Below are 14,884 nucleotides of genomic sequence, written 5' to 3'. Positions count from 1 at the left end.
AGTCAAACCTATTTTTATATTGTTATACAAAAACAAAAAAACCTAGGCAAAGTAATCTTTACCCAGGTTTATATTTATTAACTAAATAGTAAATAGATTAGGTATAAGACAATGTACTTCCCTTTAGTAAATTACTATTGAATTTTGGACACACTAACCCCTTGGTTAAAACTAGCATTGCTGTTTTTGAAAAAATAGGTAATCTGTTCAAAATTCCATTTACTAAAGTGATATACGCCATCTTTACACCTCCTTTTACACATATTAGAAATTATAGAAATTATAACATGTTTTATTAATGTATTACAACTATTTTTTTGAAAATACTTAATTTAGACTCTTTTTCTACGATACCCATTCATTTGTAGCATAATACAAACCTTAATTATAAATTAGTTAATCTTTGTAGATTTTAATTCATCCCCAGACATATGCAGAATTTCCACAAAATTAATTCAATTTCTAAAGTAATAAAAGGAATTCTGTGGATTATTTAAGTCAGTTATAGAAAAAATAGCCCAAACTTACTCTTGATCTTGGGAATCTGTATGTTTTTTAAAATATGATCGAGCTAGATTAAAGAATTTTGATATACGTATTACTGCAGGGGTCATAAAAAAATGCCATAGTTTTGCTAAACCAGATCCTGCACTTATTGTAGGAGATTTAAGAAGAAAAAATATCCTATTTATTCTTAGTATACCAGCAATTCGAAACAAGCTAGCAAAAGGCACAATAGCAATTACTGTAATAATGCTTTTCTTCATACATTGAATTTTATCTTTAGCAAAAATTAGATGAAGGATTAAGTCAATAGCAAAAACACCACACACAATAAAGTCTATTCTGCGTATAAGTAAGTAGGTGTCGGTACTAAAAATGAAAAATAAGTTCCAAATAGAAAGTATAACAATGAAGGCAGAAATGGCAATCATGATAATTTCATAAATTAGAAGGGTGCTTAAAGTAATATCTGGCTTTAAATTAAGTTTCATGGTTACCCCTCCTTCAATAGATTTATTAGAATTATAGCACAGAAAAGTAAAGATAGAAATCTTATTTGAGTAATACAAGAGGTGAAGTAATAAAAATATTGTTATCTTAAGAAGATGTTTACTGACATTTATTACTAATGTATAATCAAATTAAATAAAATAAAAAAGTTAATGATGAAAATATATTAGATGATTTGCATAATACCATAACTCTAAAATTATTTTTGTTTTTCATTATATATATTAAATTATGCAACTTCTTTAATTATATAATCTCATCAAATAAAAAATAAAAGCAGGTGATCCTATGGAGATAGCAAATAGTATTATAGAATGTAGTTTAAAGATGATTAAAAGTGGATTGGTTAAGGGGACATGGGGAAATATTAGTGTGCGAGACGAGAATCAAATATGGATAACACCTTCAGGAATCCCCTATGAAGAACTGAAAGAAGATTTAATCGCTATCATTGATTTAAAGACAGGAGAACAGATTGGTGGAAGGGCAAAAGCCTCCAGTGAAATGCCCCTTCATAGAAGTATCTACTTAGAATATGAAGAAGTAAAGGGAATTGTTCATACCCATAGCATCTATGCCAGTGCTTTTGCCGCAATGGAAGAAGAAATACCATGTTATACAGAAGATCAGGCTCAGATTATAGGCGGGGCTGTACCAGTTGCAAAATATGCTTTCCCAGGAACAGATGAATTAGGAAAAAATGTGGTACAAGCATTGAGGGATGGAAGATATGCCGCTTTAATGGCAAAGCACGGGTTAGTATCGGTGGGTAGAAATCTACAGGAAGCTTGGACAGTAGCAGAAATTGCGGAAAAATCGGCTCAAGTAGCGTCAATTATAAAAAGTATGGGAAAAAATGTAGCAGGTTTATGTGAAAAAGAAGTAAAGGAAATGAGAGAAATTTATATAAAAAGCTATAGTAAAAAAATAATTGAGTAGGAAGGTTAGGTTTTATAAAGTCTTCATTTAAGAACTTACGATATAAAGTATGATATTTGAGAAAAGGAGGGAGTCTTTTGAAATATTATCAAATGAATGAAGCCAAAATTGAAGAATACGTTAAGCATTTAGGTATTTTTACAAATGATGCAGACCTAACAATAAAGGAAGTCGGGGACGGTAATCTTAATTTGGTTTTCATTGTTAAAGAGAAGGAAACAAACCAGTCGGTTGTAGTTAAACAAGCCCTACCATATGTTAGAGTAGTGGGGGAAAGTTGGCCCTTATCCATTCAACGAAGTACATTTGAGGCTAATGCACTAGAAATACAAAGTAAAATTGTTCCTGATTTAGTTCCTAAATTATATCATCGTAACGATGATCTAGCCATCATTATCATGGAGGACCTATCCCACCTGGGGTTAATGAGGTATGGTATGATAAACTTAGAAAAGCATCCTAAATTTGCAGACCATATTTCAACCTTTTTGGCCGATACACTTTTTTACACATCAGACCTTTATATGGACCCAGAAGAGAAAAAGAAGATGGTTGCTAAATTCATTAATACAGAGTTGTGCAAAATAACCGAAGACTTAATTTTTACAGACCCCTATTATGATGCCGAGAGTAATAATATTAACCCAAAACTTAGACCATATTTAGAAGAAGTTTTTTGGAAGAAAAACCAATTGCGTCTAGAGACAGCTAAGTTGAAATATAAGTTCTTAACAGAAGCACAAAGCTTAATTCATGGCGATTTACATACAGGTTCTATCTTTGCCAATAGTGAAGAAACAAAAGTTTTTGATCCAGAGTTTGCTTTTGTAGGTCCATCAGCCTTCGATGTCGGTAAGATAATAGGTAACTTTCTAATTAATTATGTCTCTTGGAACGGTAAGGATAATGCAAAAGAAGAGATTAGTGATTATAGGAGCTATCTATTAAATACCATTAATGACTTTTACAATCAATTTGTGGAGAAATTTAAAGCTAATTGGCATCGTGATGCAAAGGATATGATTACTAAGGTGGAGGGTTACCAAAATCACTATATGGATAAAATGTTTACCGACACCCTTGGATTTGCAGCTGCAGTCATGATTAGACGAATCCATGGATTAGCCCACAATAAAGATGTGGACAGTATTGAAGATTTAGATAGAAGAAAAGATGTACAGATACAAATCTTAGAGCTAGCTGAAGAGATCATGATGAATCGACATAGCATCCATCGTATTGAAGAAGTAACTGACTTAGTAAAAGAAAAAATTTGGTAGGAGGGAATGAAATGACTGAATTTATAAAACCCCTAGAGTGGAAGGACGATACCCTTTATGTACTCAATCAATTGAAGCTCCCAGAGGTAGAGGAATATAATCCAAAATCCACTGTTGAGGATGTTTTTCATGCAATTAGAGACATGGAATTAAGAGGAGCACCTTTAATTGGGATCGCTGCTGCCTATGGTTTATATATTGGCATAAGAAATATAACAACTGAAAATGAAGAAGAATTTATGGAAGCGGTACAAAAAAGTGCTGACTATTTAGCAGAGTCTAGACCCACAGCTGTAAACCTTTTCTGGGCATTAGATCGGATGGTAGCTAAAGCAAAAACCTTGGTTGGGCAATCATTAGAAGACAAGAAAAAGGTATTATTAGATGAAGCTAAGACGATCCATAGTGAAGATGAAAGCATTAATCAAGCAATAGGAGAGCATTTAATTACTTTACTTAAGGAAGGTATGAGCCTATTAACCCATTGTAATGCAGGTAGTTTGGCTACTTCCAAATATGGAACAGCAACAGCCCCCATGTATATTGCTAAAGAAAAAGGATGGGACTTTAAGGTTTTTGCCAATGAAACAAGACCCTATTTACAAGGGGCAAGACTTACGGCTTACGAATTGGCCCATGGTGGCATTGATGTTACCCTTATTTGTGATAATATGTCGGGGTTTTTAATGTCCCAGGGGAAAGTAGATGCAGTCATTACAGGGGCAGATCGAGTAGCTGCCAATGGTGATACTGCTAACAAAATTGGTACAATGTCTTTAGCGATCTTAGCTAAGCATTTTAATATTCCTTTTTATGTGGCAGTACCGACACCAACTATTGATATGATGATGGAAACCGGTAAGGAAATACCAATTGAAGAAAGAGGACATAAAGAAGTAACCAGTTGGTTTGGAAAGCAGATTGCACCAGAAAACATTAATGTGTATAACCCAGCTTTTGATGTAACGCCAAATGATCTAATAACAGCTATTGTAACAGAAAAGGGGATTGTTTACCCACCCTATCCTGAAAATTTAAAGAAACTTTTTAATAACTAAGTCAATGGACTACAATCCTTTGATGGGATTGATAACTGTTCTACTTAATAACGATAGAAAAAGAGATTTCAAATTAATTTTGAGATCTCTTTTTCTTTTAATAGTGACCTTTAATTGAGATTTTTAACAAATGCATCAACAGAACTTGTAATGCTTTCCATTTCTTCTGCTAAAGATTGTATTACTATGGATTGTTGATTTGTGGAGTCGGTATAAGTAAGAATGTTATCTGAAACATTACTAACAAGCTCTTGTACATTTTTAATGACTTCTTCTATTTGTGTTACAGATTTAGAGGTATGCTCCGATAATTTTTGTATTTCACTAGCTACTACATTAAACCCTCGTCCTTCAATACCTATTCTAGCTGCTTCAATCGAAGCATTAATTCCTAATATGGTAGTTTGTCTAGAAATATTGTGAATAAAATCAATGATTTTATTAGTTTCTAGAATCTTAGTTTTTGTTTCATTTACCATTGAGTTTAGAAACTCTATTGTAGCACTTTGTTCTTCCGATGAGGCAGATAATTCTTCTAGGCCTGCAGAAGATTCTTGTAGATTAATATTTATATTACTAGCCATAGCATTTAGTTTACTTAAAAATAGCTTTCTTTCATATTCTAAAGAGATCATATGGGCCGCCATCATAGCGACAGGTTTTACTTCGATAGGTTCACCTGAAATTCCAATTGCTCCAATACGTTGATCTTCGTAATTAATGCCAACACTAAAACCAGCCCTAGCTCCTTTAAGATTTTCAGTCATCTCTTTAGTTATTGCAATAGAATCTATTTTTCCTGCCATAATATCTTTTGCACCTTCATGAATGGTTCCTAGCCTTTCTTTCTGTGTAGTTGCAATGATTACGCCACCGTCACCGAAGATATGAGCATTTTGATCTGTCTCTTTATAAATCAAATTGACCAATTGTTGTGCAAAGGACGATTCTATAATTGTCATAAAGTATACCCCCTCTAATGATAAACTAAGTAATAATATCTAATTTAATAAGTAAAGTACTAAACTAATCTTATTTAATATTCAACAACATAATAAAAAACTCCTTTAGATTACAATTAAATAATCTGCCAATTTAGAAAATTAAAAACAAAGTTGATTGAATTAAGATAATTGCTAAAAGAAATTATGTAGTAATTAATGAAGGAAACAACAATTACATATTGAATATATAGAGAAACGAAATATTTTGTAGGTAAAGGGGGAGAAAAAATGAACTATAATGGGTTAGATTATCCCTATCCTTCTCAACGGAGGGTGGTTTATGGAACAAGAGGAATGGTAGCTACATCACAACCACTAGCAGCAGAAGCTGGAATGGAAATTATGAAACAGGGCGGTAATGCAATAGATGCTGCTATTGCTACTGCAGCTTGTTTAACGGTGATGGAGCCAACGTCTAATGGGATCGGTGGAGATGCCTTTGCTTTGGTTTGGGTTAAAGATCGACTTTACGGATTAAATTCCAGTGGGCCTGCACCAAGGGGAATTAGCATAGAAAAATTAAAGGAAAGAGGGATAGATGCAATTCCTAAGTTTGGTTGGATTCCAGTAACGGTACCAGGAGCCCCAGCGGCATGGGGTGAGTTATCTAAAAAATTCGGGAAATTATCATTAACAGAAGTCTTAAAGCCTGCCATTACATACGCCTATGAAGGTTATCCGGTATCACCAATTACAGCAAAATATTGGGCAAAGGCATTTGAAGTCTATAGTCAGAATTTAGACGGAAAAGAATTTGAAGAATGGTTTAAGGTTTTTGCACCCCATGGCAGAGCACCAAGGGCAGGGGAGATTTGGAAATCACCAAGCCACGGGAGAACACTAGAATTAATTGCAGAAACAAATGGTAAAGCTTTTTATGAAGGTGAACTAGCAGATAAAATCCATCAGTTTTCGATGGAATACAACGGATATTTAAATAAAGAAGACTTAGTTGCTTTTAAACCAGAATGGGTAGAACCAATTAAGGTAAATTATAGAGGGTATGATGTCTGGGAGATCCCTCCTAATGGACAAGGATTAATTACTTTAATAGCATTGAATATATTAAAAGGATTTGAATTTGATATAAAGGATAAAGACAGTGTAGATACCTATCATAAGCAGATGGAGGCTCTAAAGCTAGCCTTTGCCGATGGACTAAAGTATATTACCGATAGCCGAGAGATGAAAATAAAGGTAGAAGAACTTCTTTCAGAAGCTTACGGAGCAGAAAGAAGAAAGTTAATCGGTAAGGAAGCCCTAATGCCAGTAGCTGGAACGCCACCAAAGGGTGGGACAGTATATCTAGCAACTGCCGATGGAGAAGGAAATATGGTATCCTTTATACAAAGCAACTATATGGGTTTTGGTTCTGGATTAGTAGTACCTAATACTGGAATTAGTTTGCAAAATAGGGGTCATAACTTCTCAATGGATGAAGAACATGACAATGCTCTAGCCCCTGGAAAAAGAACCTATCATACAATCATTCCAGGCTTTTTAACGAAGGACCAAAAGGCAGTAGGACCCTTTGGTGTTATGGGGGGCTTTATGCAACCACAAGGACATTTACAAGTGGTAATGAACACAATAGATTTTAAGTTAAATCCACAAGCTGCATTAGATGCTCCCCGTTGGCATTGGAGTAAGGAAAAACGTATTGATATGGAAAAAGCAATGCCAAAAGAAATACAAGAAAACTTAAAGAAACTAGGTCATGAAATTGTTGTAGCAGAAGATGTGGGCCTTTTTGGGAGAGGTCAGATTATTTGGAGAGATGAAAAGGGTGTTTTGGCAGGGGGAACAGAAGGTAGAACAGATGGCGCAATAGCAGTTTGGTAAAAAGATGAGGTGAAACATGTTTAAATTTATTCATATAGGTGATGTCCATTTGGACACCACCTTCTATTCAAAAGACAATGACATTAGGGAAAAACTAAGGAATAGCTTAAGGGATTCCTTCAAAGAAGTGATCGATACTTGTATTAGAGAAGAAGTACATGGATTATTAATAGCAGGGGATTTGTTTGACCATAAGCAACTATCCTTTCAAACAGAGGAAATGTTATTAAATAGTTTTAAAAAACTAAAGGAACATCAGATTAAGGTTTTTTATGCCACAGGTAATCATGACCCTGGAGACAGTAGTTTTATGAGAACTAGGTTGGATTGGCCTGACAACGTTACAATCTTTGGTGATGATAAAATTAAAGTGGTAGAAGTTTTGGATCAACAGGGGCAGATAATAGGAAAAATTGTAGGGGTAGGACATAAAACTGCCAAAGAAGCAAGAAATCTAATCAAAGACTTTCCTACCAAAGAAGGGAATGTACCCTATGTAGGTCTAGTTCATACGATGGTTACCAATGCTACAGGGGTAGAAAAACACGATCGTTATCTCCCCTGCTCAATAGAAGATCTACAGTTAAAGGGATATGATTATTGGGCATTGGGGCATATTCATCAGTTTCAAGAGATTGGCAAGGACCATAAAATTTATTATAGTGGAAATTTACAGGGACGAAACCCTAAAGAAACAGGAGCTAAGGGTGGTCTACTAGTAACAATAGATCCTCAGGTTCCATCAAAAATTAAGTTTATATCCTTCTCAAAAGTAATCTGGCATAGTCTCTCTATTGATGGATTAGAAACAGTGAGTACCTATAGTCAGTTGAAGGATTATTTAATAGAGTACATTACCGATTATTTGAAGAAAGCGCCTCAAGGTAATGAAGGAATTTTAAGAATTGAACTCTTGGGGAGAAGTCTATTGAAGGAAGAATTGCAACAAGAAGAAAATAGACAACAATTAGAGGCAGATTTAAAGTTTTATTTCAATTTGATGGAGGTTAAAATTAAAACAGAAGACCTACTGATTTTTCAGAATGTTGATGACTATAAAGATGGTCAAAATGTGCTGGCAAAAACCCTTCAACTTTTGGAAGGGCTAGAAGGGTTAAAGGATGATGAAGAATTGCTAAATTCTTTACTAACGATTAGCTTTGCCAATAAAAAACTGAAAACAAGAGAAGAAAAGATAAATTATTTGCTGATGTTATCTAGGGGACTACAAGAAGAAGCAGTTTATCGAATGGTAGGTGATGATAAATGAAAATACAGCAAATAACGATTACTGACTTTGGAAAGTTTAACAATATCAGCCTACAACCTTTAGATTCTAGACTTGTATTGATCTATGGTAAAAATGAGGCGGGGAAAACAACCTTATTTCATTTAATTAAGAGCATCTTATTTGGTTTTGCTCCCGCCAATAGAGAAGCCCATCCCTATGCTTCATGGAATAATGATCGAATTGAATTTAAAGCCACCATTGAACCTAAAGAAGGGGAGCAGATTCATCTTCATAGAAAGCTTTTAAGTAATCCTTGGGGTAAAATGACAAGAAATGACAATGTAATTGATTTAAGGAATAATCCTTTACCCCTTGCAAATCATATTTCCTGGGAAATTTACAATAAAATTTATGCTTTAAGGGTGGAGGATTTAATCGAAATACAGGGAAAAGCGTGGGATGAAGTTCAAGACAAACTTCTTGCTAATTTCGGAAATATAAATATTAAAAATACGAGAGAAGTCTTAAATAAAATAAACGATGAAGCTAACCAAATATATAGTGAAAGTAATAGAAAAAAGACAGTGATAAAGGAAATTGAAGGGAAGATAAGAGAATTAAAAAACAAAAAACTTGTTGCCCATGAAAGACAGAAAAAGATTAAGGATCAGGATCAAGAATTAGGAAAATTAGCAGAAAAAATTAATAACCTGTTGCAAGAGAAAATTATCATTAAAACACAATTGAAAAAAGCTAAAGTATTATCGCCCATTAATACTTTAGTTGTGGAAAAGAAGAAGTTGGTAGAGAGACTAAGACAAATGTCTATGGTTGAATCTTTACCCTTTACCACAAGGGAAGATTTAGATGGATTAAAGGATCAGCTAAACAAACTAAGGGAAGAATTAGAAAGACAACAGGTAAGTCTAACAGAGAAAAAGAAAAAAGTTTACCACTTTACTGAAGAAGAGAAGTTGATTTTATCTAAGCAGAATGAAATAGAAGAAAATTATCAAGAGGGATTAAAACTAGAAACATTAGAGAATGAATTAGAACAACTGAAATTTCACAAAACAAAGATAAAGGATCGACTAAAGCATGAAGCTAGAAATCTATTAACTGATGATTTAGAAGAAGATGTAATACAAAAAATTAAAGGCCTTAGTATACCAGAATTAAGACTATTGATTACTTCCATCGAAGCCTTAAAGGCCCAACTAAAGGAAGTTGATGGATTACTTCATTTTCAAAAACAACAGAAAAAAACAGTAAAGATATCAAATAGCTACATGGTGGCTGGAATCATTGGATTAACCTTATTGGTACTGGGAATCTATTTAAAACAATCAATGATTCAAGCTATGGGGGGAATATCAATTGTATTTGGCTTGAGTGATTGGTTTAATGGACAACGTTTGAAAAAACAGTTGATGACAGAAACAGCAGGAGAAAGTAGTCAAGAAAAATTAAGTGATAAAAGAATGAATATACTTAAAGATTTAGAAGAAAAAAGAGTAAAACTCTCCAATATCTTTGCCGATATACCGATTCCTCAACTAGTTTTAGACAACATTAATGAATTATTTCTGACTAATCTTATTAAAGTGAAGGATCTGATATTTGAGGTAGATGAAAAGCTGAAAATATTGGCAGAAAAGGATAATGACTTCGAAGTAAGAAGAAAAAACATTGAGTCTTTTTTAAAGAATTTTGGCTCTTTAAACAAGGATCTAGTATTAATAAAACAACTAAATCAATTAAAAATACAAGTTCAAGAGCTAAAGAATCTTGAAGTAATTAATGTCAATTTAGATGAAACAGTAACTGATTTAGAGAGGGATGTAGAAGGGCTACAAAACAAATATCAACAGGAAAAATCAAAACTGAACACTTTAATTCTTACCCTAACGACTTTGGGAGAGGGGTCCGTTGATGCTGGAATTGAAAGATTAGAAGAGAACCAACAACTTCGATTAAAGCTAAAGCATATTGAAGATCAATTATCAAAAATACATAATTTAGATAATCTACTGTTGGAAATAAAGGAATATACTGAATCTAATTCATGGATTTTCTCAGACCTCCAGTTGGAAAGGGCAGAAGAAAAAGTTGAAGAAATTGAATCCGAGTTACAACAACTAAAGGAAATAAAAAAGGAACTTGAAATTAGCAACGGTCAATTATTAAAGGAAACTTCTGTCGATGAAATTGAAAGTGAAATCCTATTATTAGAAGAAGAAGTAGAGGCTTTATATATAAAAAGAGATCGTTTAATCTTATTAAGGGAAGTTATCGGTAGGGCAGAAGAACTTTTTAGAGAAGAAAACCAACCTGATGTATTAAAAAATGCAAGTCTATATCTAAGTAAAATAACGAATGGTAAATACACCCAAATTTATCTTGATAATGCTGAGGATGAAACCCTTATTTATCTAAAGGAGGGGAACAACCCAATTCCCACAAGAATTAGTGATAGTTTCAGTAAAGGTACTCTAAATCAACTCTACTTATCATTAAGATTATCTTTAATCGATCATCTTGATAAAAATGGGGAAACTTTGCCTATTGCCTTTGATGAACTACTGATAAATTGGGATGAAGAACGACTTGATAACAACCTTACATTATTAAAAGAGATTAGTAGAAAAAGACAGGTGTTTATTTTTACATGTCACGATTGGTTTGCTAATAAGATTGAAGCTACCTTCAATACAAAAAGAATAGAATTAAGCTGATAAAGGAGGTGGCTTTATGCCTTTTACCTATATGTTAGAATGCAGTGATGGTAGCTTTTATACAGGTTGGACTGTAGATTTGAATACACGTTTAAAGGCTCATAATAAAGGAATTGGAGCTAAATATACCCGATGTCGATTGCCTGTCAAAATTGTCTATTGGGAAGAACAACCTAATCGAAGTGAAGCTCAAAAGCGGGAAGCTACCATAAGAAAATTAAGTCGGAAGCAGAAGGAAACTTTAATAGAAGCCCATGGAAAAGTGATTGTTGAATAATTTTAAGTCTTATAGGAAATTTCTTTAAATACCTTATTTGTATATTATGATGTATTAATTTGAAAAGTTTTGTTAACAATCCACCTAAGGAATACTTAGGAAGGAATGAGTATAATGAAAGCACCAAAACATATTGGAATAATTCCAGATGGGAATAGAAGATGGGCCGTGGGAAAGGGGCTAACAAAAGAGCTGGGCTACGATAAGGGACTGGCACCTGGTTTAGATCTTTATAGATTATGTAAAGAAAATGGCATAGAAGAAATAACTTATTATGGTTTTACAATGGATAATACCAAACGCCCAAGCTTACAAACGAAAGCCTTTATAAAAGCATGTATAGATGCAGTAAAAATCCTCTCTAAAGAGGATGCTTCCCTATTAGTTTTAGGAAACACTGACTCACCAATGTTTCCTAAAGAACTACTTCCCTATACCAAACGTAAGGATATGGGCAAGGGGGGTCTTAAGGTAAACTTCCTTGTAAATTATGGCTGGCAGTGGGACTTAGGACATTTAACCGATAGTAACGATGGACTGAAAACCAATTATTATGGGGGTTTAAAATCCAACGATATATCAAGAATAGACTTAATTATCCGTTGGGGGGGCAGAAGAAGGCTAAGTGGATTTTTACCAGCCCAGTCGGTTTATGCAGACTTTTATGTGGTGGAGGAATATTGGCCAGATTTTAAGCCCCAACATTTCTATGATGCCCTAGACTGGTATAGACAGCAGGATATTACCCTGGGTGGTTAGTCTTTAACTGTATATATAAAGTAAAATAAAAAGAGAAGCCTATATTCTACATTTATTGCTGTAGGATATGGGCTTTTGTATTTTGTATACAATTTTAATAGCTAAATTTAGACTTTATAGTTGAAGAAATTACATAATTGATATTATATTTATATAAATGCAAAATAAAAACATCGCTGCTTAGTGTTCAACGAGTAATTTGTTGGAATATAAAGAAGATTACTCGTTTCACAATGGGCGACTTAGTTTTTATTTTTGCATAAATCGAATATAAATTCATTGTTATGGTATTATGCAATTTCCTCAGTTAAATGGAAACATTGATTATAGTAAACAAAGAATGTATAATGGATAATATAGGTAATAATGAAAAAATAAAAAGATATAAAAAAGATATAAAAAAATAAAAAGATATAAAAAGATATAAAAAGATATAAAAAGATATAAAAAGATATAAAAAGATATAAAAAAGTGAGTAATAGTAAGTAACACTAAATTGAAGAAAATTAAAATAAGTTAAGTATACAAAATAAAATAAATTAAAAGTATAAAACAAATTAAATATAAAAAATAGGTTAAATGTGTAAAACGAAATAAATATACAAAATCAATTAAACGTATAAAATAAATTAAATATATAAAATAAATTAAATATATAAAATAAATAGAGAAAGATTTAATAGAGGTAGCTGATGAAAAAAATATATTCGATTTATAAAACACTTATTAGAATGGCATTTATATACGCACTATTACAAGTGCCCAGTTGGTTCCAGTTAAGGGGGCCCATTTTTTACTTGTTTTCAGTAGATTTTATTATAACACTTGCTGTTTTTTTGATTGTTACATTAGTAGTAGGAAAACGCCAAGTAAAATTATTGTTATATACTACCCCAATATATGGGATCACATCAATCATAACTGGATATCTGGCAAATCCTTCAATAATTATTGTAATGGTATCTGTAATTTTAGGGGTTGGGATTACCCTATTTTTATACGATTATTACATGTACGAGTATGATTTTGTAAGCTAATAAATGATTAGAATTACCTCTAGCTCATCCATCTATGAATGAAATCAACATAGATTAGTTTTATGCAGCCTATAATAAATATAAAAATTTATTAGACAGTTTCTTACTTAGTGGGTATTGTTAGGAGGGGTTTTTTGATAGATTTATTACTCATAACAGGAATAGGAATTTCTGTTTTTTGCTTATTTAGCAACTGGCAATAAAAATTACTTTATTATTGGACATTTATCCTATTCTATTATGTTATTTATGTTTTGTTCTGATTTCAATTTATATATCGAGCCTTTCATCAATTTAATTTTATTGGGCTTGGTTTGGTATACTAAAAGTGAGAGAATTAGAAAAGTAATGCTTGTTTTGGTAATGCTTTGCTTGGGTTTTATTACGCTTAGGGTGCAGACTATTTAGTAGTAGAGAAACACTCATTATATTATTTCATTAAACCATTTTTCTATTGTTGTTCCGCTAACCTAGAAAAGTAATAATTTGCATCAGATTCTCCAACATCTACACGATAGATAGTAAGGACGATATTAATGCTGCAAATAAACAATATCACCATTAAAAAACTAATTATATTTTTGTTGGGGTTTTTAATGAATGACCATACTAATAAACCGAGGCCACAAACCATAAAAAATAATTGGGTGTATAACTTATATGAATTAATCCTATGGTCATTAACAGATCTACGATACAATTCTAATAAATATTTGTTAGCATCATTTTCTATAATTGTTAAGCTAGTATTAGAATTGCTAACATACCATGTGTTAATTTTATCCATAGTATTTATTTGTACTTGGTAGTAAAAGTCTCCGCTATTTTTTTGAAGGGTAATTAGATTGTCATTGTCTGAAGAAGTCATTCCTAAGGCCATTATTAAACTATTACATAAAACTATAATTAGCACTATCATTAATTTTCTTTTTTTCATTTATAAGTTGCTCCTTTAGGTATCCCATCAAATTATTATATTTAAATTTTCTTATATTTTAGTTAGTTCTATAGAAGGAGAGATAATCCTTTTTAATATCTATTTTTATCAAATTAACATCGAAATACTTTTAGAGGGAATTTTATTTTTATGGTGAATTATTAATTGGATAAGAGTAAATGGATGGATCGTATCTGTTTTACAAGTAAACGAAAAAATAAAATTAAAATGTATAGATATAGCTATTAACCGAAGAGTAGGGGTGGAAGTATTGGTTTTTAGACATAAATAGAGATAGAAATAAGATTTAAGGAGGATCTATTGATGAAGTTAAAAAATGATGAAGAGATAGAAAACTATAATAAATTATTTAATAGAAGATTATTAAAATCATTGGGCTACACACTATTGGTAGTCTTTATTTCATTTTATGGTATAGGAAGTTTGTTACAGATGATTTTTGGAGGTCATCCAGAAACTAGTATGATATTAGCAGTAATGATCACGGGAATTTTTGTTATGTTCATGTGTACTTTTACGATATTAGATCAGCTAAAGGGCAGATAGTCTTATCTAAGTCTAAGAAAGCTAAATGCAATTAGAATCAACAGATATTAACTAGGGGATAATCTAGAGATATCTGTTTTTATTGTGTATTATTAATTAACCTCAACAATTATTAATATTTTAATGATTGCAGGGAATTATAATTTGTGATAAAATTTTTCTTATGGCAAAAAGCTACATGAAACGACAGATAAGAGATCAAAA

At 32.3% G+C, this 14,884-nt stretch carries 14 protein-coding genes; 10 read left to right on the top strand and 4 right to left on the bottom strand.

What is annotated here, in order from left to right; all coding sequences use genetic code 11:
• Positions 1–97 precede the first annotated feature (97 nt).
• Positions 98–241 (bottom strand): hypothetical protein, encoded by a 144-nt coding sequence (locus tag T335_RS22235; protein ID WP_156943655.1) that lies wholly within the window; start codon positions 239–241, stop codon positions 98–100.
• A gap of 283 nt (positions 242–524) precedes the next feature.
• Positions 525–995, bottom strand: a complete 471-nt coding sequence (locus T335_RS21585; RefSeq protein ID WP_026477035.1) for a hypothetical protein — start codon at positions 993–995, stop codon at positions 525–527.
• A 307-nt stretch (positions 996–1,302) separates the two neighbouring features.
• On the opposite strand from T335_RS21585, the gene T335_RS0107720 reads away from it, so the two are divergent.
• From T335_RS0107720 to mtnA, 3 genes are all read left to right on the top strand, one after another.
• Positions 1,303–1,953: a class II aldolase/adducin family protein gene (locus tag T335_RS0107720; RefSeq protein ID WP_034328032.1), complete on the top strand. Its 651-nt coding sequence runs from the start codon at positions 1,303–1,305 to the stop codon at positions 1,951–1,953.
• Between the two features lie 77 nt (positions 1,954–2,030).
• The gene (gene mtnK / locus T335_RS0107715; protein WP_026477033.1) at positions 2,031–3,233 is read left to right on the top strand and encodes an S-methyl-5-thioribose kinase; all 1,203 of its coding nucleotides are present in this window, start codon (positions 2,031–2,033) and stop codon (positions 3,231–3,233) included.
• Between the two features lie 11 nt (positions 3,234–3,244).
• A complete protein-coding gene (gene mtnA, locus T335_RS0107710; RefSeq protein WP_026477032.1) occupies positions 3,245–4,291 on the top strand; it encodes an S-methyl-5-thioribose-1-phosphate isomerase in 1,047 nt (348 codons plus the stop codon).
• A 110-nt stretch (positions 4,292–4,401) separates the two neighbouring features.
• Here the strand turns inward: mtnA and T335_RS0107705 are convergent, their stop codons facing one another.
• A complete protein-coding gene (locus T335_RS0107705; RefSeq protein ID WP_026477031.1) occupies positions 4,402–5,253 on the bottom strand; it encodes a sugar diacid recognition domain-containing protein in 852 nt (283 codons plus the stop codon).
• A 270-nt stretch (positions 5,254–5,523) separates the two neighbouring features.
• On the opposite strand from T335_RS0107705, the gene ggt reads away from it, so the two are divergent.
• The 6 genes from ggt to T335_RS0107675 all read left to right on the top strand — a co-directional run bounded on the left by ggt (position 5,524) and on the right by T335_RS0107675 (position 13,176).
• A complete protein-coding gene (ggt, locus tag T335_RS0107700) occupies positions 5,524–7,137 on the top strand; it encodes a gamma-glutamyltransferase (RefSeq protein ID WP_026477030.1) in 1,614 nt (537 codons plus the stop codon).
• 16 nt (positions 7,138–7,153) lie between these two features.
• Positions 7,154–8,407, top strand: a complete 1,254-nt coding sequence (locus tag T335_RS0107695; RefSeq protein WP_026477029.1) for a metallophosphoesterase family protein — start codon at positions 7,154–7,156, stop codon at positions 8,405–8,407.
• A complete protein-coding gene (locus T335_RS0107690; protein WP_026477028.1) occupies positions 8,404–11,103 on the top strand; it encodes an ATP-binding protein in 2,700 nt (899 codons plus the stop codon). The genes T335_RS0107695 and T335_RS0107690 overlap by 4 nt, the downstream gene beginning before the upstream one ends.
• Before the next feature lie 16 nt (positions 11,104–11,119).
• Complete coding sequence (locus T335_RS0107685; protein ID WP_026477027.1) at positions 11,120–11,380, top strand: GIY-YIG nuclease family protein; 261 nt, start codon at positions 11,120–11,122, stop codon at positions 11,378–11,380.
• Between the two features lie 114 nt (positions 11,381–11,494).
• Positions 11,495–12,139: an undecaprenyl diphosphate synthase family protein gene (locus T335_RS0107680; protein ID WP_026477026.1), complete on the top strand. Its 645-nt coding sequence runs from the start codon at positions 11,495–11,497 to the stop codon at positions 12,137–12,139.
• Positions 12,140–12,936: 797 nt separating this feature from the next.
• Positions 12,937–13,176 carry a hypothetical protein gene (locus tag T335_RS0107675; RefSeq protein ID WP_026477025.1) on the top strand — a complete coding sequence of 80 codons (240 nt, stop codon included), beginning with the start codon at positions 12,937–12,939 and terminating at the stop codon, positions 13,174–13,176.
• Between the two features lie 451 nt (positions 13,177–13,627).
• Here T335_RS0107675 and T335_RS0107670 read toward each other — a convergent pair whose 3' ends face one another.
• Complete coding sequence (locus T335_RS0107670; protein WP_026477024.1) at positions 13,628–14,113, bottom strand: hypothetical protein; 486 nt, start codon at positions 14,111–14,113, stop codon at positions 13,628–13,630.
• 324 nt (positions 14,114–14,437) lie between these two features.
• On the opposite strand from T335_RS0107670, the gene T335_RS0107665 reads away from it, so the two are divergent.
• Positions 14,438–14,680 carry a hypothetical protein gene (locus T335_RS0107665; RefSeq protein ID WP_026477023.1) on the top strand — a complete coding sequence of 81 codons (243 nt, stop codon included), beginning with the start codon at positions 14,438–14,440 and terminating at the stop codon, positions 14,678–14,680.
• Positions 14,681–14,884: the final 204 nt, after the last annotated feature.

Source organism: Alkaliphilus transvaalensis ATCC 700919 (assembly GCF_000621485.1).
Classification (GTDB): domain Bacteria; phylum Bacillota; class Clostridia; order Peptostreptococcales; family Natronincolaceae; genus Alkaliphilus; species Alkaliphilus transvaalensis.
This window is presented reverse-complemented; position numbering and strand designations above follow the sequence as displayed.

What these genes read in the sequence shown, in the direction of transcription:
- T335_RS0107685 (WP_026477027.1), top strand. Translation starts at nt 11,120, where the DNA reads ATGCCTTTTACCTATATGTTAGAATGCAGTGATGGTAGCTTTTATACA.
- T335_RS0107680 (WP_026477026.1), top strand. Translation starts at nt 11,495, where the DNA reads ATGAAAGCACCAAAACATATTGGAATAATTCCAGATGGGAATAGAAGA.
- T335_RS0107670 (WP_026477024.1), bottom strand. Translation starts at nt 14,113, where the DNA reads ATGAAAAAAAGAAAATTAATGATAGTGCTAATTATAGTTTTATGTAAT.
- ggt (WP_026477030.1), top strand. Translation starts at nt 5,524, where the DNA reads ATGAACTATAATGGGTTAGATTATCCCTATCCTTCTCAACGGAGGGTG.
- T335_RS0107665 (WP_026477023.1), top strand. Translation starts at nt 14,438, where the DNA reads ATGAAGTTAAAAAATGATGAAGAGATAGAAAACTATAATAAATTATTT.
- T335_RS0107705 (WP_026477031.1), bottom strand. Translation starts at nt 5,253, where the DNA reads ATGACAATTATAGAATCGTCCTTTGCACAACAATTGGTCAATTTGATT.
- T335_RS22235 (WP_156943655.1), bottom strand. Translation starts at nt 241, where the DNA reads ATGGCGTATATCACTTTAGTAAATGGAATTTTGAACAGATTACCTATT.
- mtnA (WP_026477032.1), top strand. Translation starts at nt 3,245, where the DNA reads ATGACTGAATTTATAAAACCCCTAGAGTGGAAGGACGATACCCTTTAT.
- T335_RS0107690 (WP_026477028.1), top strand. Translation starts at nt 8,404, where the DNA reads ATGAAAATACAGCAAATAACGATTACTGACTTTGGAAAGTTTAACAAT.
- T335_RS0107720 (WP_034328032.1), top strand. Translation starts at nt 1,303, where the DNA reads ATGGAGATAGCAAATAGTATTATAGAATGTAGTTTAAAGATGATTAAA.
- T335_RS0107695 (WP_026477029.1), top strand. Translation starts at nt 7,154, where the DNA reads ATGTTTAAATTTATTCATATAGGTGATGTCCATTTGGACACCACCTTC.
- T335_RS21585 (WP_026477035.1), bottom strand. Translation starts at nt 995, where the DNA reads ATGAAACTTAATTTAAAGCCAGATATTACTTTAAGCACCCTTCTAATT.